Origin of the sequence: Acetobacterium malicum subsp. dehalogenans DSM 11527 (genome assembly GCF_000472665.1) — a bacterium.
Taxonomy (GTDB): domain Bacteria; phylum Bacillota; class Clostridia; order Eubacteriales; family Eubacteriaceae; genus Acetobacterium; species Acetobacterium malicum.
Window position 1 is genome coordinate 67,384 of sequence record NZ_AXAC01000005.1, and the last position, 24,518, is coordinate 91,901.

At 45.7% G+C, this 24,518-nt stretch carries 24 protein-coding genes; 2 read left to right on the top strand and 22 right to left on the bottom strand.

The annotated features are described in order from the left end of the window. Window positions 1-13 precede the first annotated feature (13 nt). The 21 genes from A3KS_RS0102355 to modA all read right to left on the bottom strand — a co-directional run bounded on the left by A3KS_RS0102355 (window position 14) and on the right by modA (window position 20,510). Window positions 14-1,324 (bottom strand): dihydrolipoamide acetyltransferase family protein, encoded by a 1,311-nt coding sequence (locus A3KS_RS0102355; protein WP_026393535.1) that lies wholly within the window; start codon window positions 1,322-1,324, stop codon window positions 14-16. 262 nt (window positions 1,325-1,586) lie between these two features. Further along, window positions 1,587-2,582: an ATP-NAD kinase family protein gene (locus tag A3KS_RS0102360; RefSeq protein WP_026393536.1), complete on the bottom strand. Its 996-nt coding sequence runs from the start codon at window positions 2,580-2,582 to the stop codon at window positions 1,587-1,589. A 257-nt stretch (window positions 2,583-2,839) separates the two neighbouring features. Continuing rightward, the gene (locus A3KS_RS0102365) at window positions 2,840-3,811 is read right to left on the bottom strand and encodes an alpha-ketoacid dehydrogenase subunit beta (protein ID WP_026393537.1); all 972 of its coding nucleotides are present in this window, start codon (window positions 3,809-3,811) and stop codon (window positions 2,840-2,842) included. Continuing rightward, the gene (locus A3KS_RS0102370) at window positions 3,808-4,764 is read right to left on the bottom strand and encodes a thiamine pyrophosphate-dependent dehydrogenase E1 component subunit alpha (RefSeq protein WP_242834723.1); all 957 of its coding nucleotides are present in this window, start codon (window positions 4,762-4,764) and stop codon (window positions 3,808-3,810) included. Before A3KS_RS0102370 ends, A3KS_RS0102365 begins: the two co-directional genes overlap by 4 nt. A gap of 89 nt (window positions 4,765-4,853) precedes the next feature. After that, window positions 4,854-5,222: a Lin0512 family protein gene (locus tag A3KS_RS0102375; RefSeq protein ID WP_242834721.1), complete on the bottom strand. Its 369-nt coding sequence runs from the start codon at window positions 5,220-5,222 to the stop codon at window positions 4,854-4,856. Between the two features lie 48 nt (window positions 5,223-5,270). Further along, complete coding sequence (locus A3KS_RS0102380; RefSeq protein WP_026393540.1) at window positions 5,271-5,573, bottom strand: DUF6506 family protein; 303 nt, start codon at window positions 5,571-5,573, stop codon at window positions 5,271-5,273. A gap of 451 nt (window positions 5,574-6,024) precedes the next feature. Beyond that, complete coding sequence (locus tag A3KS_RS0102385; RefSeq protein WP_026393541.1) at window positions 6,025-6,777, bottom strand: ABC transporter ATP-binding protein; 753 nt, start codon at window positions 6,775-6,777, stop codon at window positions 6,025-6,027. Next, window positions 6,758-7,732 (bottom strand): ABC transporter substrate-binding protein, encoded by a 975-nt coding sequence (locus A3KS_RS0102390; protein ID WP_026393542.1) that lies wholly within the window; start codon window positions 7,730-7,732, stop codon window positions 6,758-6,760. The genes A3KS_RS0102385 and A3KS_RS0102390 overlap by 20 nt, the downstream gene beginning before the upstream one ends. Next, window positions 7,729-8,502 (bottom strand): ABC transporter permease, encoded by a 774-nt coding sequence (locus A3KS_RS0102395; RefSeq protein WP_026393543.1) that lies wholly within the window; start codon window positions 8,500-8,502, stop codon window positions 7,729-7,731. Before A3KS_RS0102395 ends, A3KS_RS0102390 begins: the two co-directional genes overlap by 4 nt. Beyond that, window positions 8,477-8,809 (bottom strand): thiamine-binding protein, encoded by a 333-nt coding sequence (locus A3KS_RS0102400; protein WP_487249264.1) that lies wholly within the window; start codon window positions 8,807-8,809, stop codon window positions 8,477-8,479. Before A3KS_RS0102400 ends, A3KS_RS0102395 begins: the two co-directional genes overlap by 26 nt. Window positions 8,810-8,909: 100 nt before the next feature. Then, the gene (locus tag A3KS_RS19785) at window positions 8,910-10,301 is read right to left on the bottom strand and encodes a sigma-54 interaction domain-containing protein (RefSeq protein ID WP_051355602.1); all 1,392 of its coding nucleotides are present in this window, start codon (window positions 10,299-10,301) and stop codon (window positions 8,910-8,912) included. A gap of 109 nt (window positions 10,302-10,410) precedes the next feature. Then, a complete protein-coding gene (locus A3KS_RS19790; RefSeq protein ID WP_051355603.1) occupies window positions 10,411-11,949 on the bottom strand; it encodes a metallophosphoesterase family protein in 1,539 nt (512 codons plus the stop codon). Between the two features lie 9 nt (window positions 11,950-11,958). Beyond that, the gene (gene amrS, locus A3KS_RS0102415; RefSeq protein WP_338001163.1) at window positions 11,959-12,789 is read right to left on the bottom strand and encodes an AmmeMemoRadiSam system radical SAM enzyme; all 831 of its coding nucleotides are present in this window, start codon (window positions 12,787-12,789) and stop codon (window positions 11,959-11,961) included. A gap of 147 nt (window positions 12,790-12,936) precedes the next feature. Further along, window positions 12,937-13,449, bottom strand: a complete 513-nt coding sequence (locus tag A3KS_RS0102425; protein WP_026393546.1) for a transcription repressor NadR — start codon at window positions 13,447-13,449, stop codon at window positions 12,937-12,939. Window positions 13,450-13,485: 36 nt separating this feature from the next. Continuing rightward, window positions 13,486-14,310 carry a carboxylating nicotinate-nucleotide diphosphorylase gene (gene nadC / locus A3KS_RS0102430; protein ID WP_207637737.1) on the bottom strand — a complete coding sequence of 275 codons (825 nt, stop codon included), beginning with the start codon at window positions 14,308-14,310 and terminating at the stop codon, window positions 13,486-13,488. 1 nt (window position 14,311) lies between these two features. Further along, on the bottom strand, window positions 14,312-15,610 hold the full coding sequence (locus tag A3KS_RS0102435; protein ID WP_026393548.1) for an L-aspartate oxidase: 1,299 nt from the start codon (window positions 15,608-15,610) through the stop codon (window positions 14,312-14,314). Window positions 15,611-15,623: 13 nt separating this feature from the next. Next, window positions 15,624-16,532, bottom strand: coding sequence for a quinolinate synthase NadA (nadA, locus tag A3KS_RS0102440; protein WP_026393549.1), 909 nt, complete (start codon window positions 16,530-16,532; stop codon window positions 15,624-15,626). Window positions 16,533-16,780: 248 nt separating this feature from the next. After that, a complete protein-coding gene (locus A3KS_RS0102445) occupies window positions 16,781-17,740 on the bottom strand; it encodes a CHAD domain-containing protein (protein WP_026393550.1) in 960 nt (319 codons plus the stop codon). Window positions 17,741-17,903: 163 nt separating this feature from the next. Further along, entirely contained in the window at window positions 17,904-18,977 is a 1,074-nt protein-coding gene (locus A3KS_RS0102450; RefSeq protein ID WP_026393551.1) for a sulfate/molybdate ABC transporter ATP-binding protein, read from the bottom strand. Between the two features lie 3 nt (window positions 18,978-18,980). Continuing rightward, entirely contained in the window at window positions 18,981-19,664 is a 684-nt protein-coding gene (modB, locus tag A3KS_RS0102455; RefSeq protein ID WP_026393552.1) for a molybdate ABC transporter permease subunit, read from the bottom strand. Window positions 19,665-19,715: 51 nt separating this feature from the next. After that, window positions 19,716-20,510, bottom strand: a complete 795-nt coding sequence (gene modA / locus A3KS_RS0102460) for a molybdate ABC transporter substrate-binding protein (RefSeq protein WP_026393553.1) — start codon at window positions 20,508-20,510, stop codon at window positions 19,716-19,718. Window positions 20,511-20,825: 315 nt separating this feature from the next. Between modA and A3KS_RS0102465 the strand changes: the two genes are divergently transcribed. Both A3KS_RS0102465 and A3KS_RS0102470 read left to right on the top strand, forming a co-directional pair. Next, the gene (locus A3KS_RS0102465) at window positions 20,826-21,347 is read left to right on the top strand and encodes an excisionase family DNA-binding protein (RefSeq protein ID WP_026393554.1); all 522 of its coding nucleotides are present in this window, start codon (window positions 20,826-20,828) and stop codon (window positions 21,345-21,347) included. Between the two features lie 206 nt (window positions 21,348-21,553). Next, on the top strand, window positions 21,554-22,507 hold the full coding sequence (locus tag A3KS_RS0102470; protein ID WP_026393555.1) for a substrate-binding domain-containing protein: 954 nt from the start codon (window positions 21,554-21,556) through the stop codon (window positions 22,505-22,507). A gap of 21 nt (window positions 22,508-22,528) precedes the next feature. On the opposite strand, the gene dxs is transcribed toward A3KS_RS0102470, so the two are convergent. Continuing rightward, the gene (gene dxs, locus A3KS_RS0102475; protein ID WP_051355604.1) at window positions 22,529-24,430 is read right to left on the bottom strand and encodes a 1-deoxy-D-xylulose-5-phosphate synthase; all 1,902 of its coding nucleotides are present in this window, start codon (window positions 24,428-24,430) and stop codon (window positions 22,529-22,531) included. Window positions 24,431-24,518: the final 88 nt, after the last annotated feature.

Consider the following 24,518-nt stretch of genomic DNA (forward strand, 5'->3'; position numbering starts at 1 on the left):
GATTCCACCTCCCTCACAACAGCAATAATCCCGGTTTTTCAATGAGCTCTTTGAGTCGGGCGACAAAAGCCGCCGCCACTGAGCCATCGACCACCCGGTGATCAGCTGTCAAACTCAGGTTCATCATTGGTTTAATGACCACCTGTCCATCCACCACCATGGGAGTATCGATAATGGTGTTGATTCCCAGTATGGCAACCTCGGGCTGATTGATAATCGGCGTGAAGGATTCCATGCCAAACATCCCAATGTTGGTGATGGTAAAGGTGCCCCCGGTAATTTCATCCGTTTCCAGTTCATTGGTTCGGGCTTTTTCGGCCAGGTTTTTGATTTCGCTGGAAATCGCGCCGAGATCCTTTTTATTGGCAAATTTAACGACCGGGACAATCAGGCCATCCGGTAGCGCCACGGCCACGCCAATGTTCACATAATTGCGGGTGACAATGTCGGTGCCAACAATCGAACTGTTTAAAAGTGGGAATTCCAGCAATGCCCGGGATAAGATCTTGACCAGAATATCGGTATAGGTTATTTTGGCAGTGCTTTTTAGTTCTTCCCGCAGCTGTTTCATGGCCGTGGTATCGACCCGCTGGTTGTAATTAACCGTGGCCGATGTTTCCTGACTGGCGGACATCCGGCTGGCAATAATTTTTCGCATCGCCGACATCGGTTTGCTACTGTCCTCCGGGTCGGCAAATTTGAGGAGATCAGCATTTTGCTTAAAGGCCAGTACATCTGCCTTCATAATCCGGCCGTCCTTGTTAATCTGTCCTGGATCGATACCTAAACCGGCGGCAATTACCCCGGCGGTTGGCGACATTTTTGGCTGAGCGGTTTGGGCTTTTTCAGCAAAGGCCGTGACATCTTTTTCGGTTATTGCCCCATCTGGACCGGTACCCGGTACCTGGGAAATGTCAATATTCAGCTCAGCGGCGATTTTTTTAGTGCGGGCTGAAGCTTTGACGCGACCGCCAGCCGCCGGTTGGATTGGGGCTGCGGTCAGCTTGGGCGCTTCCGCGGCTGGCTTTTCAGCCGTCGGGCTGGCTCCGGCCTTGTCTGCTTCGGCCAGCAAAGCCGAGATATCTTCGTCAGCCTTGCCAATGATGGCAATCGGTTTTAACACCTCCACCGTGCCCTCTTCCACCAGTATCTTTCTGATCACCCCTTCTCCCGGGGATTCAAATTCTTTGGTTATTTTATCGGTTTCCACATCAAAGATAATTTCGCCCATGGCAACGCTGTCGCCCTCGGCTTTTCGCCAGTTGGCAATATTTCCTTCAGTCATCGTCAAGCCGAGCTTGGGCATTACTAAAAACTTAGCCATAATGCATCCCTCCTGTTATTCTGAAATCACATAACTATTGAAAATTAAAACATCAAACAATAATTGCTTTACGATCAGTTTCCACAACCATAAGAAATCGCGAAGCGAATTTCTTATGGTTCGCGGACAGTCGCCAACTACAAGCAAGCTTGTGATTGGCTCGTTGCCTTCACGAAAACAATTGTGTAACGTATAGATGAACAGTGTAGCAATTGTTTCGTGCGAAACTGATCGTAAAGCTCACGGCACTTTATTAATTTAATCAAACCTTGAAAAATCCGTTTTTTTGTCCCACTTCGATGGCTTTTTTAACATCCACATGCCAGGGTCCGTTGCGGCTTATTTTAAAGGTAAAGGTCTGATCCTGATGAAATTCGATTTCCCGCTCGCCGTCCAGGGCAATCGTTCCCCGGCAATAGGTGGTCATCTCATATTTCTCACCGAAATTTAAGATCACCGGCTCGCTGGTACCAATTGGTAGAACAATCCCGGCCGCCATGGGAATCCGAATTTTGGGCGCATTTTTATCAATGCTGACATAGGCCCCAAAATCATCATCCTCAGTAATAATGGTTTTCCCGCCGACCACCGACGAAAAACCAATCGAGGCCGGATGACTGCGGGCCACAAATATTTTCTCGATATCCTCAACTTTCCAGATCGCTCGGGATCCCACAAAGACATCACGGGAAATCACCGCATCGATGAGAGCAATGTCTTTAAGCTGCCCCGCCGAGGATATTTCGATAATCTTATCTCTATTTGAATAGACTTCTTTATCAAATTTATGGGAAGCCACCACTGCTGCGGCAATGCCAGCAATCGTTCCTTCGATCATGTCCGGATAGACATTGTTGGTACCGGTAGAGATCGAAATCATCGGGATCTCTTTAATATCTTTGGCCACCGCCCGATTGGTACCATCCCCCCCCAGGGTGACAATGCAACCCACTTTTTTTTCATTCATTAATCGAACCGCTTTATACGTATCTTCAACGGTGTCTTCCTTGTAAAAATCGAACACCTCAATTTCACATCTCAACTCGCCGGAGGTTTTAAGCTTATCCTCGACCCGATAGCCCATATTATAGGGATCTGGCATCATATATACTTTTTTGACGCCATTCTGCTGGGCGCCCAGTATGATTCGCTCCACAATATTAATCTTCTCGTTATTATCGATAACCGTTGCATGCGAAACCAGTCGTCTGATATCCTTACCCGAAGCCGGATTGGCAATTATACCGATTGAATTCATAAGTCCACCACCTTTTTCTGTCTTAAAAATGCTAATAAGTATGCCATAACGTAGTACCGACAATTGTTGCATCATGTTGTACGCATCGGAGCGGACACGGCATCGCCTGTCCGATTCCGCGGCGAACAACAGATTAACAATTGGTCGGTACGGTAGTCATCTTGTAACCCTTAAAAAAGGTTCTGGAAATAATTTCATCGTTGTCACTCCATTATTTCCAAAACCATGACCCTTTTTCCCGAGTTAATTATTATAAGTTAAAATAAAGATTTAACCGCTTGAACCACATCGTCGGCATTGGGCAGCACGTATGCTTCCAGATTACCGGAAAACGGAATCGGGGTATTGAGGGCACAAACCCGTTTGATTGGCGCATCACATTCATAGAAACATTCATCGGCAATGATCGCGGCCAATTCGCCAGCATAGCTGCCCCGTTTGGCTTCTTCTGAGACAATGACAACCTTATGGGTTTTCTTGACTGATTCAAAGATCGCTTCCGTATCCAACGGATAGAGCGATCGTAAATCGATGACTTCCACATCGATGCCGTCTTTTTCGAGCATTTCGGCTGCTTTGAGGGAATCATATACCTGTTTGCCATAGGTAATAATGGTGACATCACTCCCTTCCCGTTTGATATTGGCTTTTCCTAATGGAATCGGTTTAACCTCATCTTCAACCTGGCTGGCGACGGCATACAAAGTTTTGTTTTCCAGATAGATAACCGGGTTATCATCATCAATGGCCGTCAGCATCAAGCCGATGGCGTCCTGGGCATTAGAGGGATAGACGACCTTCAGACCGGGAACATGTGTAAACCAGGCTTCCAGCGATTGCGAATGCTGAGCTGCTGCGGCTACGCCACCACCGGATGGTAAACGAACCACCATCGGTAGTTTCAGTTTCCCGCCAAACATGTAGCGCATTTTAGCGGCCTGGTTAACCAGCTGATCCATCCCGACTGTGGCAAAGTCAACAAACATCAGCTCGGGAATCGGTCGTAAGCCAACAGCGGCGGCTCCAACAGCAGCACCAATAATGGCACCTTCCGAGATTGGCGTATCGCGGACGCGTTTTTCGCCAAATTCTTCAAATAAGCCAGAGGTTACACCAAAACAGCCTCCGAAAAGACCAACATCCTCTCCGAAAATGAATACATCGGGGTTTTCCAACATTTTTATCCGCATACCTTCTTTGATTCCTTGACCATAAGTGAGCTCTCTCATCTTGATCGTCCCTCCTCTACTATATCGGTATAGACATCTTCAACTGCGGATGAGATATCTGGGAATTTACTGGCCAGCGCAAAATCAACCGCTTCTTCAACCAGAGCGTCAATTTTTTCATTGAGTTTATCCATTTCTGCCTGGGTCATCACCTGATTATCAAGGATATACTTTTCCACTCTGGGGATCGGATCTTTTTTCTTCCATTGTTCCAATTCACCTTCGGGTCGATAAACCGTTGGATCGCCTTCGAAATGACCACGCCAGCGATAGGTTTTGCATTCAATCAGGGTTGGGCCCTGGCCTTTACGGGCGCGGGCAACGGCTTCCTGAACCGCTTCAAAAACAGCAAAGACATCATTTCCATCGACGGTAATCCCAGGAATATTGTATGAAACTGCCCGCTGGGAAATATCGGTAATGTTCTGATGACGGGCCTGGCTCACGGAGATACCGTAGCCGTTATTTTCGCAAATAAAGACAACCGGCAATTTCCAGGTACTAGCCAGATTCAAGCCTTCATGGAAGGTACTCTGGTTGGTGGAGGCATCGCCAAAGAAGCAGGCACAAACCTGATCGGTGCCCTTATACTGAATGCCCAAACCGGCACCGGTAGCAATGTTATGGCCAGCGCCAACAATCCCATTGGCGCCGAGGATACCCTTGGTGGCATCGGCAATATGCATGGATCCGCCCTTGCCTTTGCAATAACCGGTTTCTTTGCCAAAGAGTTCTGCCATCATGTATTTCATGTCGCCACCCTTGGCTAAAATGTGCCCGTGACCGCGATGGGTACTGGTGATGTAGTCATCATCCCGTAAGCTTTCACATGCTCCCGTTGCAACGGCTTCTTCACCGATATAAAGATGGACAAATCCGCCAACCTGACCTTCGGCAAAAAGATTCATCGCTCTTGTTTCGAACTTCCGGATTTTTACCATTTTTTCATACATTTCAATGATGGTTTCGTTTGAAATTTTCAAAATACTTCCTCCTTTGTAATCTGTTCTTATTTCGGGAATCATATCAATACTAAGCTGAGCTACACACTCACGGTTACACAAACAATAGCGGCTTCAATCGTATCATCGGTATCGCCAAAACCGGGAAAGAAAAGACCGGCGGTAGTTAATCCTCCTTTCCTGGCTGTAATGGTTACCTTTCCCACCGGGAACAGTTTTTTTAGCTCCTCGATGTTTAAATCTTCTGGCCGCGACACGCCGATAATTGCCTCAATCATCATTTTTTCATTGAGATTTTCTTCGGTTAAACCATGGATCTGATTCAGGCCAATCAGACAGCTGCGGGAAATAGCATCTTTAATCGCTTTTCCGGCCGCTTTATTGACATCCTGACCATGAAAATCCATCCCCATTCCAAATTCAATAATAAACTTTTTGATAAGGGTCACCTCCTGACTTTTTCCAGCGGTTAATACTGACCCGTGCTCATTTTACGACTAAAATATTTCGTCGCCGCTTTTATTCTCCAGACCGGGGTGAATATCAAACCTGACGACGCCGACGGCTGCTTTTCCTTTGACGGCTTCACTGACCATTGCCGTCCCCCGGTGACCAAACCCGCCGCACAGTTCGAAGGCTACTACCCCTTCATCAACCAGCTTCCGGGCTGTATCCACCGCTGCTTCGTAAGATGAAACTCCGACCGCGATCAGGGTAACCTGTTCGGTTTCAACCGCAGACCGGTGAATGGCCGGATCTGCATTGGGGGCAATAAAAATAAATGCTGCTTTTAATGCCATCGTAAACCTCCTTGTTTTTATTTAATTACATGCGTTGCCTATTATTGTAGCAATATTCATGCCAGAATTTATAAATCTTCTCTATATTTAAACGTTTACTTAAATGGTGCTAATTTCCGATTTTGGGAAGAGCTGATGGTTTTCTCAGTAAATGGTTCAGTGATTATTTCTCATTATGAGAATTAGCGTCTCAAAATGAGAAAAGCAGTCTCAAAAATGAGACTGCTGAGGTTTTCAAAAAGATAACCCAGTACCGACAATTGTTACATCATGTTGTACGCATCGGAGAGGACACGGCGATAGCCTGTCCGATTCTGCGCGCAGGCAACGAGCCAATCATAGGCTTGCTTATAGTTGGCGACTGCCCGCGACCAATGCGAAAGGAGCGTAGCGAATTTCGCATGGCGCGGCGAACAACAGATTAACAATTGGTCGGTACGGTAGTAGGTGTTCACAAGCGTTTTAGAATGTCACTACGCAGCAGGCGCAATGCCTCGGAGGTCATCATTTCCTCGGGACTGGCATGCTTAACCGGCACGACAATTTCTTCGATAATGTGGGCCGGTGATCCGTTAATGATATAGATTCGGTCGGATAAAAAGATCGCCTCATCGATATCATGGGTAATGAATAGCACTGAACCCTGGATTTTTTTTAATATCTCCAGCAGGTACTCCTGCATTTTCAGTCGGGTAATGGCATCCAGTCCGCCGAAGGGTTCGTCCAGTAGCATGATCTCCTTTGAAAACATCGTGGTTCGCAGCAGTGAGACCCGCTGTTTCATCCCGCCGGATAATTGGATTGGATATTTTTCACCATCGTCTTCCAGCTGAAAAACCGGCAGCATCGCCTTGACCTTTTCCCGGGCTTCTTTTTTAGGGATGCCACGGATTTCCAGGGGTAAGATGCCATTGTCAATGACGTTGCGCCAGGGCAGCAGCAGATCCCTCTGATACATATAGCTGACTACTCCGGTTTCTCCGGTAACCTCTTTGTCGTTAACGAAAACATGACCGGCTTCCGGGGTCAGCAGTCCGGCGATGACATTAAATAGGGTACTTTTTCCGCAGCCGCTGGGGCCCAGGATGGAGACAAATTCGCCCTGATTTAAATGGATATGGATATCTTCAATAATATTCTTATGGTTATATTCCTGGGTTACCCCGACCACCTTGAGCACGCATTTATTGTGGCAGGTATTCATTGGTAAAGGCCTCTTCGGCATTTAACTGGTTCTCCAGCAAGCCCTGATCGTACATCCAGTTGCCATAGTTTTCCCAGATGTCTGGACTCATGAGACCCCATTTTTCGGCGTCACTCTGGTATTCGGCTGCCAGATATTTTTGCGAAGCCACTGCCAGCTCACGGTCAATTTCGGGGTTGTCAATTAATAACAGATCAGCTGCCGCTTCGGGATTTTCGATGGCATATTGATACCCTTTGGTGACGGCCCGTAAGAACTTTTTAGCTGTTTCCGGATTCTTGGCCAGATACTCTTCGTTGGCGATGATCACTGGGGTATAGTAATCCAGGTTTTTATCGACATCCTGAAGTTTAATAAAATTAATGGGTTCATTTTTAAGTTCGGCGGAGACCCCATCCCAGCCATAGAAGATCCAGGTAAAATCGACATGATCTTTAACCGCGGTAAAATAGTCCATGGCGCCGACATCAACGATTTCCAACTTGGTAAAGTCAGCATTGGCACCTTCCATCAGTCCCTTTAGGGTCGCTACTTCCATGGGAGAACCCCAACCGCCATATTTTTTTCCTTCAAAATCTTTAGGGCTGACAATCTTACGATCCGCTGGTGACGCGAAGCCGGAGGTGTTATGCTGGATAATAGCGGCAATGGCTTTAATCGGCAGGGGATTGGCCGCCGTTCTGGCATAGGTAACCTGTTCCTGATAGCTGACTCCAAATTCTCCCTGTCCGGCGGCAATCAAATCGGCCGAGCCGCCTTCGCTTGGTTGAATGATCTCCACATCCAGTCCTTCTTCTGCAAAATAGCCCAATTGCTGCGCCGCATATAAGCCCGTGTGATTGGTATTGGGGATCCAATCCAAAACCACGGTTATTTTTTCATTTTCTTTTGTTGTACACCCGGTTAATCCAATTATCAGTAAACCGACTAAAATAATCATACATCTCTTTTTCATTCCAATTCCTCCTTTAATTTTTCCCAGGGCATCAGGGCCCTTTGAATTCCGGCGATGCCGTAAAATAACATGATCGACAAGACTACAATCACCAGTATCGATGCGAAAACCAGATCCAGAGCAAAGGCATGCCTGGCTCTTAACATGTAAACGCCCAGCCCGGCTTTCCCACCCAGCCATTCTCCGATGACCGCCCCCATAATACTATAGGTGGCCGCAATTTTCAGGCCTGAAAAAAAATAAGGCAGGGCACTGGGAAACTTGATTTTAGCAAAAATCTGATGCCTGGTCGCACCCATCGACCGGACCAGGTTGATCAGTTCCCCATCCACACTTTGGAGCCCTTCGATCAGGTTTACGGTGATCGGAAAAAAACAGACCAGCACCACTACAAATATTTTAGGGGCGATCCCAAAGCCAAACCACATCGCCAGTAGCGGGGCAATAACGATAATTGGCACTGTTTGGGAGATTACCAGCACCGGATAGATGGCTTTTTTAACCACCGGAAACTGATCCATCACAATCGCCATAATTAGCGATAAAAAAATGGCCACCAGCAGCCCCGTCATGCCTTCAAAAAAGGTCACCCAGGTGTGCATCATGATATCCGTCCAGTTCATTAGCAGGGCATTGACGATATCAGTGGGTGATGGCAAAATGTATCGTTCCACCACCCCCAGGTTAACCACCAGTTCCCACAGTACGAGAATAACCAGGATAAAGATAATAGGGATAAGCTTATCACCGATATTTTGATACTTTCTCATCAATTGTGACGCCTTCTTCCTTGTAATCAATTTTTACGATAGAAACCACCCGCTCGGCCCCATGTTGGATGCAGATCGACTGGGCCCGCTTGACAATATCCAGAAGTTCATCCAGTTCACCTTCGATGGATGTCTCAAAAGGCCCCACTAGATACTCCAGACCAGTTTGTCTAATCATCTCAATTACCTGATCCACCACATAATAAATTTCGCTGTCCGGTACCACCGGCAAAACCTGTAAGCTAAGATTCACTTTTGCCAAAACTCTCACCTCCGTGTTCTTTTCGTTTTTGTTTATTCTTTCCATATTAATTGTAGCATGTTTCATGCCAAAAAAAGACCCTCCGAAAAAATAGTTAAAAATTTCTTCACAGGGCTTATCATTTAACTTATGTTCGAATTTATTTCTATACACCAGTCACATGAATATCATAGGCTTTGATTTTCCGATAGATGGTGGCCTTGCTGATGCTGAGATCTTCAGCAGCTTTTACAGCATTACCTTTATTGAGAAAAAGCGCATGTTCAATACTATTTTTTTCCAGATCTCTGAGCGTTTCGCCATCGCTGTCATGGCCAGGGATGATTGTTTCGGTTTCTTTAATCAGCACATCAATGCTGTCAATAAAGACCCCTGATGACAGATAAAAACCTCTTTCCACAATATTTTTTAGTTCTCTGACATTGCCCCTCCATTCATACGCCAGCAGTTTTTCTTCGAATGTCTTGCTGAAGAATTTTTTCGTGTCGCTATTTTCCCGGTTAAGCTGCTCCAGAAAATATCGGCCCAGGGCCAGAATATCTTCCCGCCTCCGCTTCAGCGGTAGCAGCCGTAAATTAATCACATTGAGCCTGAAGTAAAGATCCTGCCGAAAGGCCGATTTTGACATTTCGTTAAGGAGGTTTCGGTTGGTGGCCGCAATGATCCGGACATCGAGTTCCCGTTCAAAACTCCCGCCAATCCGCATTACCTTATTTTCATCCAGCACCCGCAACAGCTTGGGCTGCATTTCCAGCGGAATTTCGCCGATTTCATCCAAAAACAGGGTGCCACCATTGGCCAGCTCAAATTTTCCCGGCATTCCACCTTTGATGGCCCCGGTAAATGATCCGGTTTCGTAGCCAAAAAACTCGCTCTCAACCAGTTCCTTGGGGATCGCGGCACAATTGATGGCGATAAAGGGGCCGTTGCGCCGCTGGCTTTCGTTGTGTATCGATTGGGCAAACAATTCTTTGCCGGTGCCGCTTTCACCTTCGATGAGAACCGAACAATTTGTTTTAGAAATTCGCTTGGCGGTATTAATCAGCTCCAGCATCGTCTTATTCCGGGTAATAATCTTGTCAAAGGTATAGTTCGCCCGAAAGCCCGCCAGTTTATTGATTTCTTTACGAACCTGTTTGGATTCCCGAATCACCAATACCGCTCCCATCACCTTCTCATTAAAAACCACCGGGGTAATATCCAAAAAACAGTCAATTTTCAGCGGTCCGATAAAAAGAGTAATATCTGAATAGGAGAATTTTCGTTTGTTGATAAAAATATTATCTACCACATCAATATCTTTTAGCACATGGCTCATATCCAGGTTTAATATCGCAGCTTCACTCATTTGAAACAGCTCCGAAATCTTATGATTGAACTTTTTGACACGTAGCTCTGTATCAATAATCATTAGCCCATTGAGAATTGAATCCAGGGCCACATCCATTAGTTTATAAGAATCGACAATTTCATAACGCATTTCGCGGGTTAGCGTATCGCCATTTTTCAGTTTTTCCATCAGCGTCTTTACTTCCATGAATTTTACCTCCACTGAATCACCAATTCTACTATAAAATTGCATGACATAAACTCGATCCGGCTTTTCAAACTGACATCAGACGATTTACCTGGCCGCATCGCTTACCTTATGGAATATCCGTCCCGGGCAACTTCCCGTTTTTTTCCGGCCTCGGTGTGGCTATGCTGACCAGCAATTCGCCATTATAGGACCCAGTCGGCAAAAGTTCAGTACGGCCATTAAAAATTTGTTGGGCGGCCACCGCATAGGACCGGGCAATACTGGCAAAAGAACCTTCTCTAATCGTTGGGTTGATATTTCTGGTCACAATTGAAATGGTTCGATCCGCGTTTTTGAGGATTTCAAAAGATCGGAAATTCTGCGGAAAATCCCGGAGTGATGCCGTTTCAACCACCCAGAAACCACGTTCCGGCTGGTTAGGGTCCGGCGATTTTACTGGGGTTATGGTATTACGATGACGATGCCCGGCAACCCAGAGGATCAGATTGGGATAGGATTGCAACTTTTCAATCAATTCCTGTTCTGGCACTGGTGATATGGTACTCCAGGACATATAAGGCCTGGTTAAGGGTTCCTGGTATTCCACCCCAATGGGGATGTGGGCGGCGATAATCATTAATTGGCCGGCTTGCTGGCCGGCTTCCAGTTCTGCCACCAGCCAGTCAAAGCGTTCCCGATCCAGAGAGCCGTGAGCATATCCCAAAACATTGGGATCATCATCCCTTTGGGTATTATCCAGCACAATTACCTTAATGGGGAGCCCTTCTTTGGGCTCAAAGCTGTAGCAGGCAAAACCGGTCTCAAGACTCTCTTTATTAAAACCGTGGCCGCTGGGCTGGGTTTCGGTATTGAAGAATTCTTTCATCCATTCCAACCGGGACAAAAACCGCCGGTTGGGATCATCTGAAACTGCTTTTAACGATTTATCCGGCCAGATATGATCATGGTTGCCAATAATCTGATACCACGGAATCTGCTGATTGAATCCGACCGCCATAAAATCGTCATAGAAATCTTTCCGGGGGCCAATCCGCGGATTGGGATTGACACCAAAGTCCAGATTTATTTCCTTGCCGTCAAAAATGTCAATCGACCAGCGGAGTTCATTATACATGGCATTATTGGTATTATCACCCATGGACAGACCGAAATCCAGAGGATTTTGATGGTGAATGGCATTAACCGAATGAATCGCCCCATCCAAGACGTGGGAAGTGTAATGCATCATCTCCGAATACACTGATACAATCCCGCCGCCATATTTTGAATAGATCCCGTGGGCCGGAAATTCTCCATCGGTGATATGGATATCGGTAATGGCAAAAAAATGAAGCAGTTGTTCAGACTTATTTTCGGTGGGCTGCTGATAGTCAGCCGGCATCAGATCCAACCGGATTTCCGGTTCCTGATGAGGCGCTATCGTCCATCCGCCATAGCCTTCTTGTGCATATCCGATCATTTCGGCAGCCGCCACCTGAGGGGCGGTAGCAATCACCGGATCCAGAAAAAAGCGATAGGCTTCTTTTTCGGAAAAGAAATCAATTTCCCCCTCAATCACCGGCACCGCCACGGGGATAATCAGCTGTTCTATTTCTTTAAGCTGTTTTGCTAAGCGGTTTGTTTTTTTTGAACGTTTATTTCCCATCGGTTAGCCTCAACAATTTCCAGCATAGACAAAGTCCAGCGATTCTCTGGCGATATCAGCCAGATGATAAACCTGAGCCACGTCAGTGGCATCCCGGTCCAGCATTTCATATCTGGGGAAAAATCGCGACAGATGAAGGGGAATGGTTCGTCCCACCGATCCCAGCCATTGGGATAAGGACCGGATTTCCGCTTCGCTGTCATTCTCGCCAGGAACAATCAGGGTGGTCACTTCGACGTGACAGGTTTCACTGGCAATTTTAATCGACTGTTTGACCGTTTCCAGATCGCCGCTGATTTTGTGATAGAATTTTTCATTGAATGCTTTCAGGTCGATGTTCAGGGCATCGATATTCGGGAGAATTTCCCGCAGCGGTTCTTCACAAAAACAACCATTGGTCACCAATACATTTTTCAAGCCGTTCTTTCTGGCCTCCTGAGCACAATCCCGGACAAATTCAAAACCGACCAGGGGCTCGTTGTAAGTATAAGCCAGCCCGATGTTCCCTTCACCCACCAGTCTGAGGGCATTGGCCACCAGGCTTTGCGGAGTCAAGCGCCGGCCATGGGCTTCTTCCCTGCCAGCCATGGATATTTCGTAGTTCTGGCAAAATGAACATCTTAAATTGCATCCGAAACTACCCACCGACAAAATTCGGGAGCCCGGATAAAAATGCCGCAATGGTTTTTTTTCAATGGGATCGAGGGCAATGGCCGTAACTACTCCATAATTTAAATCTTCAATGACATCTGACCGGTTAATCCGGGCCCGGCAAAATCCAATCTCCGCCTCATCCAGTTTGCAATGATGGGGACAGAGCCGACATGCTATTTTACTCACAGTTTTTCCACCCTTCGTTGATTTGCACTGACCAAACTGTCCATTTGAGCACAATGGCCAGTTCAGATGCAATAAAAAAGGAAAACTTCATGATGTCTTCCTTTTTTGTATGCTATTCTTTTCATACCCAAATCGTTAGTTCAAAAATCACCCTGTGGTGATTAAATATCCTTTTTCTTGCAAACTTTTTTCAACCCCGCGAAGAATGCTGTCTGAGACGGCTTCGACGGTATGATAATGAAACTTGTCCGTGAGTTTCATCAGCGGACTGGTCTTTTTTTCTTCCAGTCCAGCCACAAAGGCGTCCACATCGGCCCGGGTGGCCAGAAACAAATTGACCTGTATTTTTCCATAGATTTCATGAATAATAAAAACATCCTTCACGAAACCACCGGCATCAACGATGGTATAGAGTTCATCACCAATCTCTTCGTGGCTGTGATAGACTTTGAAGATCTTTTCCCGGGGCGGCGGATCAACGATGATATAGCCTTTATTGGTCGAAATGATATTGTAATGGGCGGCCTTCAAAAGGGCAATATCCTGGACAATGCTTTGTCGGCTGACCTCAAAAATTTCGGACAAGGCAGTTCCTGAAACCGGCTCTCGGGAAGACCGGAGTGTCTTGACAATATCTTCCTGGCGTTGCTGTTTTTTCATGGTTTACACTCCTTTTCTGATTGACTGCCGTGAGTCTTATAAAAGTCGCAGATTTTTCATCGACAAATCAAGAATCGGCGAAGAATGAGTCAGGGCCCCGCAGGAGATAAAATCTACACCGATCTCACTAAGCTCTTTTAACCGGACTTCCGTGACATTTCCGGAGCATTCGGTTATCGCTTGACCATTGACAATTTTAATAGCGGCCTTCAGAGTCTCCATGTCCATATTATCAAGCATGATGATGTCTGCTCCGGCTTCCAGCGCTTGTCTTAGCATCTCCAGATTTTCCACTTCCACTTCAATCTTGCGGACAAAGGGCGCATATTTTTGGGTGGCAGCAATGGCTTCTTTAACGCCACCGGCAGCATTGATATGATTATCTTTGATCAGAACACCATCGGATAAATTATAGCGATGGTTATAGCCGCCGCCAACTGTCACGGCATATTTTTCGAAGATCCGCATATTCGGTGTTGTTTTTCGGGTGTCCAGCAATCTGGTGTTGGTGCCACTCAAATAACCGACCAGTTTCCGGGTGTGGGTGGCAATACCGCTCATCCGCTGTAGATAGTTCAGGGCAGTCCGCTCGCCAGAGAGCAGGGTTCGGGTATCAGCCTCAACTACCCCCAAAAGATCACCGGGGTTGACGGCATCGCCGTCGCTGACAAATTTTTCAATGGTTGCGGTTGGATCCAGAAGTTCAAATACCCGCTGGTAAACCGCCAGACCGGCAATGATGCCCGCCTCTTTGGCAATCAGATCAACCTGGGCTCTGACCCCCGCTTCGATGACCGCATTGGTGGTGATGTCCTCGCTGGTAATATCCTCCTGTAGGGCCAGTAAAATAAGTGGATCCATGTTAAGCTTTATCAATTCGTTCAATGACTTTACTCCTTTCGATTTCGTCCAGGATGATGGTTTTATAGTCCCTTCGCAACTGTTCCAGATTCTGGTAGTCATCAAGATCCAGCGTTGCCTGGTGAACCTTGTTAATCTCATAATGATCGTGGGTATCTTTAGCCGCTCTTTTGGCAAAGACCAGGCTTTCCAGCAGTGAGTTGCTGGCCAGCCGGTTGGCACCGTGGACCCGGTTGCAGCTGATTTCACCAATAGCGTAGAGATGCGCCATGGAGGTGCGGCTGTCCAGATCCACTTTGATGCCACCCATAAAGTAATGCTGGGCCGGGGTCACCGGGATACATTCCCGGGTGATATCATAGCCTTCTTCCAAACAGTGCTGATAGATATTGGGAAAACGATGGGTGATCACTTCTGCCCCCATGTCCTGCATCGACAACCAGACAAAATCACTTTCTTCCTGTTCCATTTGCTCATGGATGGCCTTGGTCAAAAGATCCCGGGGTAATAGTTCATCGACAAACCGCTGCATTTTGCGGTTATAGAGCACTGCCCCCTCTCCCCGCACCGATTCGGATATCAGAAACCGACGCCCGGGCTTTTGGGAATACAGGGTGGTGGGATGGATTTGAATATAACTGATGTTTTCCAGTTCGATCTGACGTTTTAAAGCGATGGCGATGGCGTCCCCAGTGAGATGGGCTAAATTGGTGGAGCTGTGAAACAGCCCGCCCAAGCCGCCGGTGGCCAGAACCACATAGTCGGAATAGTACAAGTGAATGGCACCGGTCCCATCACTGGCCACGACCCCGCTGCAACGGTTATCCTGACAAATCAGATCGACCATGGCCATATTTTCGATGATGGTAATATTGGGACGCTGTTTAACCTGGGTCAGCAATTTACTGGTGATTTCTTTGCCGGTGAGGTCTTCGTGATAAAGAATCCGGGCCCGGGAATGGGCCCCTTCCCGGGTATAGGCCAGTTCGCCGTTTTTCTTTTCAAACGCCACGCCAAGATCGATCAAATCGGTGATTATTTCCGGCGAGCTGCGGATCATCACGTCCACTGAGGCACGATCATTTTCATAATGTCCAGCTTTCATGGTATCCTCAAAAAAACTGTCATAATCGTCCTCATCCCTTAAAACACAAATCCCGCCCTGGGCCAGGTAGGAGTCACTTTCATCCACGGCCCTTTTGGTGATCATTAGAATCTCTTTGCTTGGGGGAATATTCAGGGCGTAAAACAAACCAGCGGCACCGGTGCCAACCACAATAATATCTGTTTTGCCATTCATTGCCGATGCTCCCTCATCTGGCCAGTTCCAGCATTTTTTCCAGGGCCAGAACGGCCTTGGTCCGGGTTTCATCATCGACTTCCATCTGATTAATGCCGTTTTCCAGGGCATAAACCACCTTAGCCAGGGTGATCTTTTTCATATTGGGACAGATCTGGTTTTTATTGATGGGATAGAATTTTTTGTCAGGATTGTTTTTCCCCAGTTGATAGAGAATGCCGATTTCGGTACCGATAATAAATTCGTCGGCATCGCTAGCCGTGGCATAATCAATAATCCCCGCCGTACTCCCGACATAATCGGCGGCGCCAATCACCGTCATTGTACATTCGGGGTGAACCAGTGCCTTGGCCTTGGGATGAGCAGCTTTGGCCTCTTCCAACTCATCGATCATGATTTCGTCATGGACATGACAATAGCCGTCATTAAAAATAAAGTGTTTTTCCGGAACCTGGCTGGCAATATATTGGCCCAGGTTTTGATCCGGCACAAAATAAATATTCTGCTGGGGCAAAGCCCTGACAATTTTTAGCGCATTGGACGAGGTCACACAAACATCCACGTACTTTTTAATTTCGGCGGTTGAATTGATATAGCAAACCACCGCCAGATCATCGTATTTTTCACGAATTTCTTTAATTTTATCGATGGAAGCCATATGAGCCATTGGACAATCGGCCAGCGCTTCCGGCATAATCACGGTTTTTTCGGGACTTAGAATTTTGGCACTTTCGCCCATAAAGGTAACCCCGCAAAAGACAATCACTTTTTGGGGCAGCTCAACAGCAATTTTACTGAGATAATAAGAATCGCCCACATAATCGGCAATTTCCTGGATTTCATCATTGACATAGTAATGGGCTAAAATAACCGCATCTTTTTCTTTTTTCAGTTTTTCTATTTTTAACAAGATCTCTTTCATTTTTATGCCTCCACCTTTTAATCGGGTTTTCATGATTAAAAGTATAGCACTTATCTTTACACCTGACAAGCTGACTGTAAAGTTTATTTTAGATAATTAACGGTTGTCGTTGAAATGCCGTACCGACCAATTGTTAATCTGTTGTTCGCCGCGGAATCGGACAGGTTTATCAACCTGTTCGCTCCGATGCGTACAACATGATGTAACAATTGTCGGTACTGCTTTATCTTTTTGTCTAACGTTTTTACTTAATTTATAAACTTCCTGATCTTGCGATTGCCCGCCATCATCTGCCAGCCGATGATAATGCCGGCCTGGTAGTGAAGGTGGCAGTCATCACTGGTGGCGACAAGCTGTTCCAATAATTGCTGGTTGGCGAAGACATCGTGGTAATAGCCCAGATCGTCCTGCATTTTTTCAAAGGCGTCCATCGATTTGCGGGTCTTCCGGTCAAGAATCGAAGCTAACTGTTCGATGACGTAGCGGAGTTTTTTGCTTTTGATGCGAACCCGGTGAACAGCCTGTTGATCTTTTATATCAAGACTTTTCATGATCCGCCTAATTTTCTTCAACCAATTTTCAATATGCTTGTCGGTATAGTCTTTGATTGATAATTGCAAATCTGGTGCTCCCGCTTCCCAGGGATCATTGAGTTTCCAGACCCAAATGTCCAGCAAATCCAGGGCAAAAGCATCACTTTCCAAGTCGCCCAATAACTGTCTAAAGGCCATTTCCCGTTTCCCTTGAAGATGATCTTTGAGCTTCCCTAAATCACTGCTCTCCAGATTCGCGTTTTTTTCGATTTCAGAAATTCCGGAAAGCAGAACATCCAGTTGCCGAACTTCACCAAATTCCTGTCCCATTTTTCGCAGTGTATCCTGTTGTAGCTGATAGCTTTCAACTTTGAATAGTGGTTTGAAAAAAGCCAGGACCGCCCGAAATTTGCGAATTCTAACCCGGACCTGATGAACCCCTTCCGGATCGCTCTGATTCTCAAAAAACCGATCATAAGCATTTAGGATTTCATTAAATCCGCTATTCATGATGATCTCTACCGCTACGCCAACCTTCTTTTTAGCTTTGATATTCAGGCTTGCCTGATTAACAACCCGTACTGATTTTATCGGCGGTATCTGAGGCAACCGTAATCCTTTTCCATATCGCCCCTGATTTTCTATTAATAAGATCGACAGCTTTTCCATCATCATCGCTATTTCCCAGCCTTTCAGGTTTATTATTTCATCGTTTTATTTATATACCCACCTTTACCTTAAACCCATGATTAAATCGATTGTTTTCACCGAAAACAAAAACAGGAAATCAACAATGCTGATTTCCTGTTTTTTTATTATGAGACAATGGTGGTTAAATTTATTGATCAACAAAGAACGCAAATTCCGGATTGATATAAATGATAAATGGTTCACTGAGATTCTTTAAGTGGTTGCGTTCTTCCCTGCTGATTTCGCACTGAATATGAAAATCATGTATTGACTCCGGTCGGGCACCTATTTTTAAATAAAGCGATGTTCGAAAAGGACCATCGCTTTCATCAGCGATCCAGACCTTAAAACAGTTTTCTTGCTGGCCATCCGGCTCGTCCACCAGTTTAACCTGATTGGCTCTGATCCCCAGATAACCGTTATCGTGTTCGATTTTCATGACCGTGGTCAGTGAAATATTCCACTGCGGGACGTGCAGGCGGTTTTCAGCCAGCCGGGTTGCTGCAACAATATTTTTGCAGCCAGTTATTTTGGCGGTCTCCAATGATGCCGGCCATTTGAAGATCGCATCTTTTTGTCCATAGATTTCGACCTTGCCAGTGTTAAATACGGCGATATAATCTGAAAGACGGTAAGCCTCCTCACGATTATGGGTGACAAAGAGGGTCAATCCCTGGAAGTCTTTTAACAACTCTGACATTTCTCGCATCATGTGATTTCTGAGATGCACATCTAAAGCTGAAAATGGCTCATCCAATAAGAGCATATCCGGTTCAACTGCCACCGCTCTGGCCAAGGCCACCCGTTGTTGCTGCCCCCCGGATATTTGGGTGGGGTATCGTTTGCCAATATCACCCAGATGGTATTTTTCCATCAAGGCGCTGACCCGGTTCTTTTTTTCAGTCTTCACCAGCTTGTCGAGTCCGAAAGCGATATTTTCCTCAATCGTCATATTGGGAAAAAGGGCATAGTTCTGAAAAAGGAAACCCACTTTTCTTTCCCGCATCGTCAGGTTGATTTTTTTTTCTGAATCGAAAAATGTTTTGCCATTAATAATAATTTGGCCTTCGTCCGGATTTACCAATCCAGCGATACACCGTAATAGCATACTTTTTCCTGAACCGGAAGCGCCTAATATTCCAATAGTATCTTCCTTTGACTGGAGTTTTACATCCAGTTGAAAATCATATAGTTTCTTTTTGATATCAATAATAAACTCCATCGATTACCCTCCAAACCCCCGTTGCTGGTTCTTTTTACGACTTTCCCAGTAATTGTTGATAACCAACACCGTTAACGAAATGGCAAAAATGATCAGCACCCAAATTAGGGCTACTTGCATCTCACCACCCTGGGTGGCAAAATAGATGGCAATCGGGATGGTTTCAGTTTTTCCGGGAATGCTGCCAGCTACCATCAGGGTCGCACCAAATTCGCCGAGACAGCGGGCAAAGGTCAGCGCTGTAGCGGCGGCAATCCCTGGCCGGGCTACCGGAACAGCAACCCGCCAAAATACTTTAGCTTCTGAAGCCCCCAGAGTTCTGGCGGCACTGAGGATATTGGGATCAATTTGTTCAAAGGCTCCCATGGTGGTTTTATACATCAGCGGAAAGGCCACCACGATGGCCGCAATCACGGCGGCATACCAGGAAAAGATGATGTTGACACCAAATATTTCCAGGAATTTTCCAACCGGGCCGTTATTGCCAATCAACAATAAAATCCCGAATCCGGCGACGGTCGGCGGTAAAACCAGTGGAAGTGTTAAAATGCCATCGATCAAGCCCTTCCAGCGGCCATTATATTTTGTCATCAGCCAGGCCGTAATGAGGCCCAGAAAAAAGACGATGACCGTGGCGCTCAAGGTAACCTTAATTGAAATCCATGCCGGTGATAGATCGAAATTCATTGAATCACTCCCTTTCTTTGTTATTTTGAGTTTCTGCTGTGAGTTTTTATCTTACAGGGTGGTGAAACCGTATTTGTCAAAAACGGCTTTAGCGGCGTCACTGCTTAGAAAGTCGACAAATGCTGCCGCCGGCTCGGGGTTTTTGCTGGCTTTTATGACTGCTGCCGGATACACAATCGCTTTATGAGATGCGGCCGGGGCGGTTGCAATGACCTTAACTCCGGTTGAGGCTTTAGCGTCGGTTGAGTATACAACACCAGCGTCCACATTTCCTGTTTCAACCCAGGTTAATACTTCTTTAACATCTTTTCCATAAACGATTTTTTCTGTTATCTGATCCATCACGTTATAATAGGTAAACACGTCCACTGCATATTGACCGACTGGGACACTGGTTGGTTCACCCAAGCCCAGTTTCGTGATGGCGGGATCAACAATCTGGGCAAAATCGGTAATCGCTGATTGGGAGTCTTTGGGTACAATCAATACCACTTCATTTCCAAGGATGTTTTTGAGGGTATCATCATTTAGTAATCCCGCATCTTTTAAGGTCGTCATATCCTTTGAAGAGGCTGGCATAAAGACATCAACCTCAGCCCCTTGCTGAATCTGCTGGGCCAGTGATCCCGATGATCCAAAATTCAGGGTTAAGGTGGTATCGGGCTCTTCTTTTAAATACAGGGTCTGGATTTCCGCCATCGCATCTTTCAAGCTGGCTGCCGCGGAAATGGTCAAGGCCACCGGTTCAGACTTCGCTTCCTCCTTGGCTGCTGGTTGACAACCAGCCAGGGCAAAAACGATTGACAACAATGCGATCAGTACAATTCCTTTTTTTAACAACTTCATCTCATTTCTCCTTTTTCTTTCTTTAGTTATGTTTTGTTATGTTTGATTGTTTTTCATTATACAAAACAGAATTGTTCAAGTCAAATGATTCTGCTGTTTTTTTTTAGTACATTCTGATCACGCTTTTTATTTATTAACCTCATCAGCGTGTTTAATTCCTTTTACATTCGCCCGAGATTGGTTATAATAGATAGTAGCATGCCATTGCGAGAAGGCTTTCAGCTTCTACTGTATAAATTTAATGCAATAATTTACTGTAGCCTTTATCGTCGCGCTATAAGTCAATAAAACAACAATCCGGAGGAGGCGATCATCGTGAATGACGAACTTTTATTCACCCCAGAAGAGATCAGCAAAAAACTTAAAATAACTAAAAACACCGTTTACGAGATGATCAAACGGGGGGATCTCGATGCTCATCGTTTGGGTAAGCATTTGCGCATTTCCCAGTCCCAGTTCGAAAACTATTTATTAAAGTCAAAGGGTTCCGCCAATCAGTATCAGGGAACCGTATTTATCGAAGATGACGACAAATTCGTTAAAATTGATACTGTCAATATCCATGTTCATACCGATTTATCCGGTGAAGTAAAGCTTTCCATCAGGCCGGAGGATATTATTCTCAGCCTTGAACCATTTACCAGCAGTGCCCGGAATATTTTTAAAGGCACGGTTGTGGATCTCATTGAAAATGATGATGGCGTCAAAGTTGTCCTGGATATCGGCATTCCGTTGATGTCAATGATTACTAAAAAGTCAATGGAGAACATGAACATCTCCAAAGGCTGCGAGCTTTATGGTGTTTTTAAAACCATGTCCATCAATGTCTATAAATAAATTTATCATTTAAAAGGACGATTGATGCCCCTTCCTAAAACCGTTATATAACGTTTCGAAACGTTATATAACGGTTTTTATTTACCATTTTTCCCATTATAATTATTTTCGTCACGTTTGTCAATCTAAATAATCACTAATATCAATTGTCAAACGTAACGAAACGTGTTATAATTCATTTAATTTATAATGACATGGAGATGAATATGGAAAATAACACCGCTTTAACCGCACAAGATGTTGCTGACATCCTTAAAATAGCCAAGAATACTGTTTATGAGTTGATCAAACGGGGCGAATTGAATTCTTATAAGGTTGGCCGGAAGGTTCGCTTCACCCTCAGCGATGTCGAGGAGTATATTGCCCGCTCCAAGAGTATCCAAAAGCCCCTTATCGGATCCGTTGTCACGCCTTCCCAGCCACCTTTAAACAATACGAATCCGACGGTTTCCGTGAATGATTTCATTATCTGCGGCCAGGATTTAATGCTGGACGTTTTGTCCAGCCATATTGAAAAGCTGGCTCCGAGCACCCGCACCCTGCGCTCTTATATTGGTAGCTATAACAGCCTGGTTGCCCTCTATCAGGGTCATGTTCAAGTTGCCACTGCTCACCTCTGGGATGGCGACACCGGCGACTACAATCTACCCTATGTACGGCGGCTGCTACCGGGAATACCCACTATTATTATCCACCTGACCGCCCGGATTCAGGGTTTTTATGTGGCCAAAGGCAACCCCAAAAACATTCACACCTGGGCTGATTTGAGCCAACCTGATCTGACCATCATTAACCGTGAAAAAGGCTCCGGATCCCGGATCCTTTTGGATGAACACCTGCGCCTGTTGGGAATCAACAGCGCTTCAATTAACGGTTATCTGCGGGAAAGCCAATCCCACTTTGCCGTTGCCAGCACGGTTGGCCGGGGCGGAGCAGATGTAGCCGTGGGTCAGGAAAAAGTAGCCAGCCAGATTAAGGACATTGATTTTATTCCGCTGCAAAAAGAACGCTATGAACTGGTTATTAAGAAGGAAGATTACCACTCGGCCCCGGTCCAGACAATTATTAAAATTCTCCGGTCCGAAGAATTCCGACAGGAATTTGAAGGCATCGACGGCTATTACATCGAAGAAATGGGAAACATTATTGCAGAAATATAAAAAAACGGCTTGCGCCGTTTTTTATTTGTTTCCCAATATTTCCATGATTTCGTCAGCAATCTGCGCTGGCAAAAATTTGCAGTAGTCGTACAACGCTGGGAGATCGCCCTGTTCCATTAAGGGATTTTCAATGGCGTGAATGCGGACCTTGCCGGGCTTAAGGTGGTCATCCTGGGCGATTGCAGCGGCCAGTTTTTCGCCGATTCCGCCACTTCTGATTCCTTCTTCCAGAACATACACAAGTTTTGGCTGTCCTATTAGTGACCGGATTTTTTCCAGCTGCAACGGATAAACCTTGACCAGTTTGATTAACCGGATCCGGTTGTTTGCTTTTAATAATTGAATTGCCTCATAAGCGTTTTTGGTAATTCGGCCATAGGTCAGGATCACAATTTCCGGATGCGCTGCATCTTTACCAGCTTCCGAAAAATCCTGATAACTGAGATCGCCATCATGAATAAAACCGCTGCGGTCGTATTGCTGTTCTGCTCCCTTGGGGTAACGGATGACTGCCAGATTTTTGTTTGCAAAGCTCTGCTTAAAGCTCTGCTTCATTTCGGTATAGGTTTCCGGACTGAAAATTTCCATTCCCGGAATGGAAGACAGATAGGAACAGTCGTAAATGCCCTGATGGGTAATCCCGTCGCCAGGCACCAGTCCGCAACGATCGAGCGCCATAATCAGCGGCAGTTTTTGAATCGCGGCATCATGAATCAGTTGATCATAGACCCGTTGAACAAAGGTTGAATAAATGGCACAAACCGGAGTCTTGCCATTGGCCGAAAGACCGGCTGCAAAAGTCACGGCATGTTCTTCGGCAATCCCCACATCGTAAAAACGCCCAGAATGGGTCTTGCTGAATTGTTCCAATCCGGTGCCACCGGTCATAGCGGCGGTAATGGCACAAATGGCGTTATTGGTATTGGCGGCTTCAACCATTATTTTTCCAAACATGGCCGAAAAGCTGTCTTCAGATTCTTTTTTCTCAATCCCTTTTTCCAAATTGAAGGGTCCTGATGAGTGATACATTTCAGGATGTTCCTCGGCATCGGGATAACCCTTTCCTTTAACCGTGTGGACATGAACCAGGCAGCAGGTGGTTTTACTTTTTGCTTCGCTAAGCACTGACTCGAGTTTTTTGAGATCACAGCCATCTACCGGCCCCAGATAGTCCAGGCCCAGATGTTCAAAAAAGTTCTCGGCAACCACCCGTTTTTTAATATGTTTTTTAAGTTTTCGGGTTCCTTCAATCAGACCATCCCCGACTAAGGGTATTTTGTGTAAAAACGACTGGGTCTGATGCTTTAAATTAAAATAATTCTGACTGTTTCTGATTTTTGACAAATAATTAGACAGCCCGCCGACATTTTCTGAAATCGACATTTCATTGTCATTCAGGATAATAATCAATCGCAAATTTTTTTTATTGCAATTATTCAAGGCTTCGTAAATCATCCCATTGGTGAATGATCCATCACCGACTACGGCAATCACATAATTATCCTTATTGTCCAGCTGATTGGCCATGGCCAAACCCAGCGCCGCCGATATCGAGGTGCCGCTGTGACCGGCTCCAAAAGCATCTTTGTCACTCTCTTTGCGATTGGTGAAGCCGGAAATTCCGTTCCACTGACGGAGGGTGTCAAATTCCTGCTGTCGCCCGGTTAATAATTTATGAGCATAGCATTGATGACCGACGTCAAAAACAATTTGATCATCGGGGTTGTTAAAAACCCGGTGGATGGCCAGCGTCGTTTCGACAATACCCAGATTTGATGCTAAATGGCCGCCATTTTTCGATACCGTTTCTAAAATTCTATTACGCAACTCTCCGGTCAGATTTTGGAGATCGGCTTCCTCCAGATTTTTTAAATCCTGGGGGGATAATATATTTTTTAATTGCTTCAATTTGAATCCTTTCACCGTTTCTTCCCCTCTATGCCATAGCACAAGGGATCATCGAAACAATTGCCTCAATCACAGCATTTTTTATTTGGTCAGATTCCTTTTT

Bases quoted from the DNA above. Each gene is read 5' to 3' on its own strand.
- A3KS_RS0102365 (WP_026393537.1), bottom strand. From the start codon at position 3,811: ATGAGAGAGCTCACTTATGGTCAAGGAATCAAAGAAGGTATGCGGATA.
- A3KS_RS0102390 (WP_026393542.1), bottom strand. From the start codon at position 7,732: ATGAAAAAGAGATGTATGATTATTTTAGTCGGTTTACTGATAATTGGA.
- A3KS_RS0102370 (WP_242834723.1), bottom strand. From the start codon at position 4,764: ATGTATGAAAAAATGGTAAAAATCCGGAAGTTCGAAACAAGAGCGATG.
- modA (WP_026393553.1), bottom strand. From the start codon at position 20,510: ATGAAGTTGTTAAAAAAAGGAATTGTACTGATCGCATTGTTGTCAATC.
- nadA (WP_026393549.1), bottom strand. From the start codon at position 16,532: ATGAAAGAGATCTTGTTAAAAATAGAAAAACTGAAAAAAGAAAAAGAT.
- A3KS_RS19785 (WP_051355602.1), bottom strand. From the start codon at position 10,301: ATGGAAGTAAAGACGCTGATGGAAAAACTGAAAAATGGCGATACGCTA.
- A3KS_RS0102355 (WP_026393535.1), bottom strand. From the start codon at position 1,324: ATGGCTAAGTTTTTAGTAATGCCCAAGCTCGGCTTGACGATGACTGAA.
- nadC (WP_207637737.1), bottom strand. From the start codon at position 14,310: ATGGATCCACTTATTTTACTGGCCCTACAGGAGGATATTACCAGCGAG.
- modB (WP_026393552.1), bottom strand. From the start codon at position 19,664: ATGAATTTCGATCTATCACCGGCATGGATTTCAATTAAGGTTACCTTG.
- A3KS_RS0102395 (WP_026393543.1), bottom strand. From the start codon at position 8,502: ATGAGAAAGTATCAAAATATCGGTGATAAGCTTATCCCTATTATCTTT.
- A3KS_RS0102435 (WP_026393548.1), bottom strand. From the start codon at position 15,610: ATGAATGGCAAAACAGATATTATTGTGGTTGGCACCGGTGCCGCTGGT.
- A3KS_RS0102445 (WP_026393550.1), bottom strand. From the start codon at position 17,740: ATGATGATGGAAAAGCTGTCGATCTTATTAATAGAAAATCAGGGGCGA.
- A3KS_RS0102380 (WP_026393540.1), bottom strand. From the start codon at position 5,573: ATGGCATTAAAAGCAGCATTTATTTTTATTGCCCCCAATGCAGATCCG.
- A3KS_RS19790 (WP_051355603.1), bottom strand. From the start codon at position 11,949: ATGGGAAATAAACGTTCAAAAAAAACAAACCGCTTAGCAAAACAGCTT.
- A3KS_RS0102360 (WP_026393536.1), bottom strand. From the start codon at position 2,582: ATGAATTCAATCGGTATAATTGCCAATCCGGCTTCGGGTAAGGATATC.
- A3KS_RS0102400 (WP_487249264.1), bottom strand. From the start codon at position 8,809: ATGGAAAGAATAAACAAAAACGAAAAGAACACGGAGGTGAGAGTTTTG.
- A3KS_RS0102470 (WP_026393555.1), top strand. From the start codon at position 21,554: ATGGAAAATAACACCGCTTTAACCGCACAAGATGTTGCTGACATCCTT.
- A3KS_RS0102450 (WP_026393551.1), bottom strand. From the start codon at position 18,977: ATGGAGTTTATTATTGATATCAAAAAGAAACTATATGATTTTCAACTG.
- A3KS_RS0102425 (WP_026393546.1), bottom strand. From the start codon at position 13,449: ATGAAAAAACAGCAACGCCAGGAAGATATTGTCAAGACACTCCGGTCT.
- A3KS_RS0102385 (WP_026393541.1), bottom strand. From the start codon at position 6,777: ATGAATACCTGCCACAATAAATGCGTGCTCAAGGTGGTCGGGGTAACC.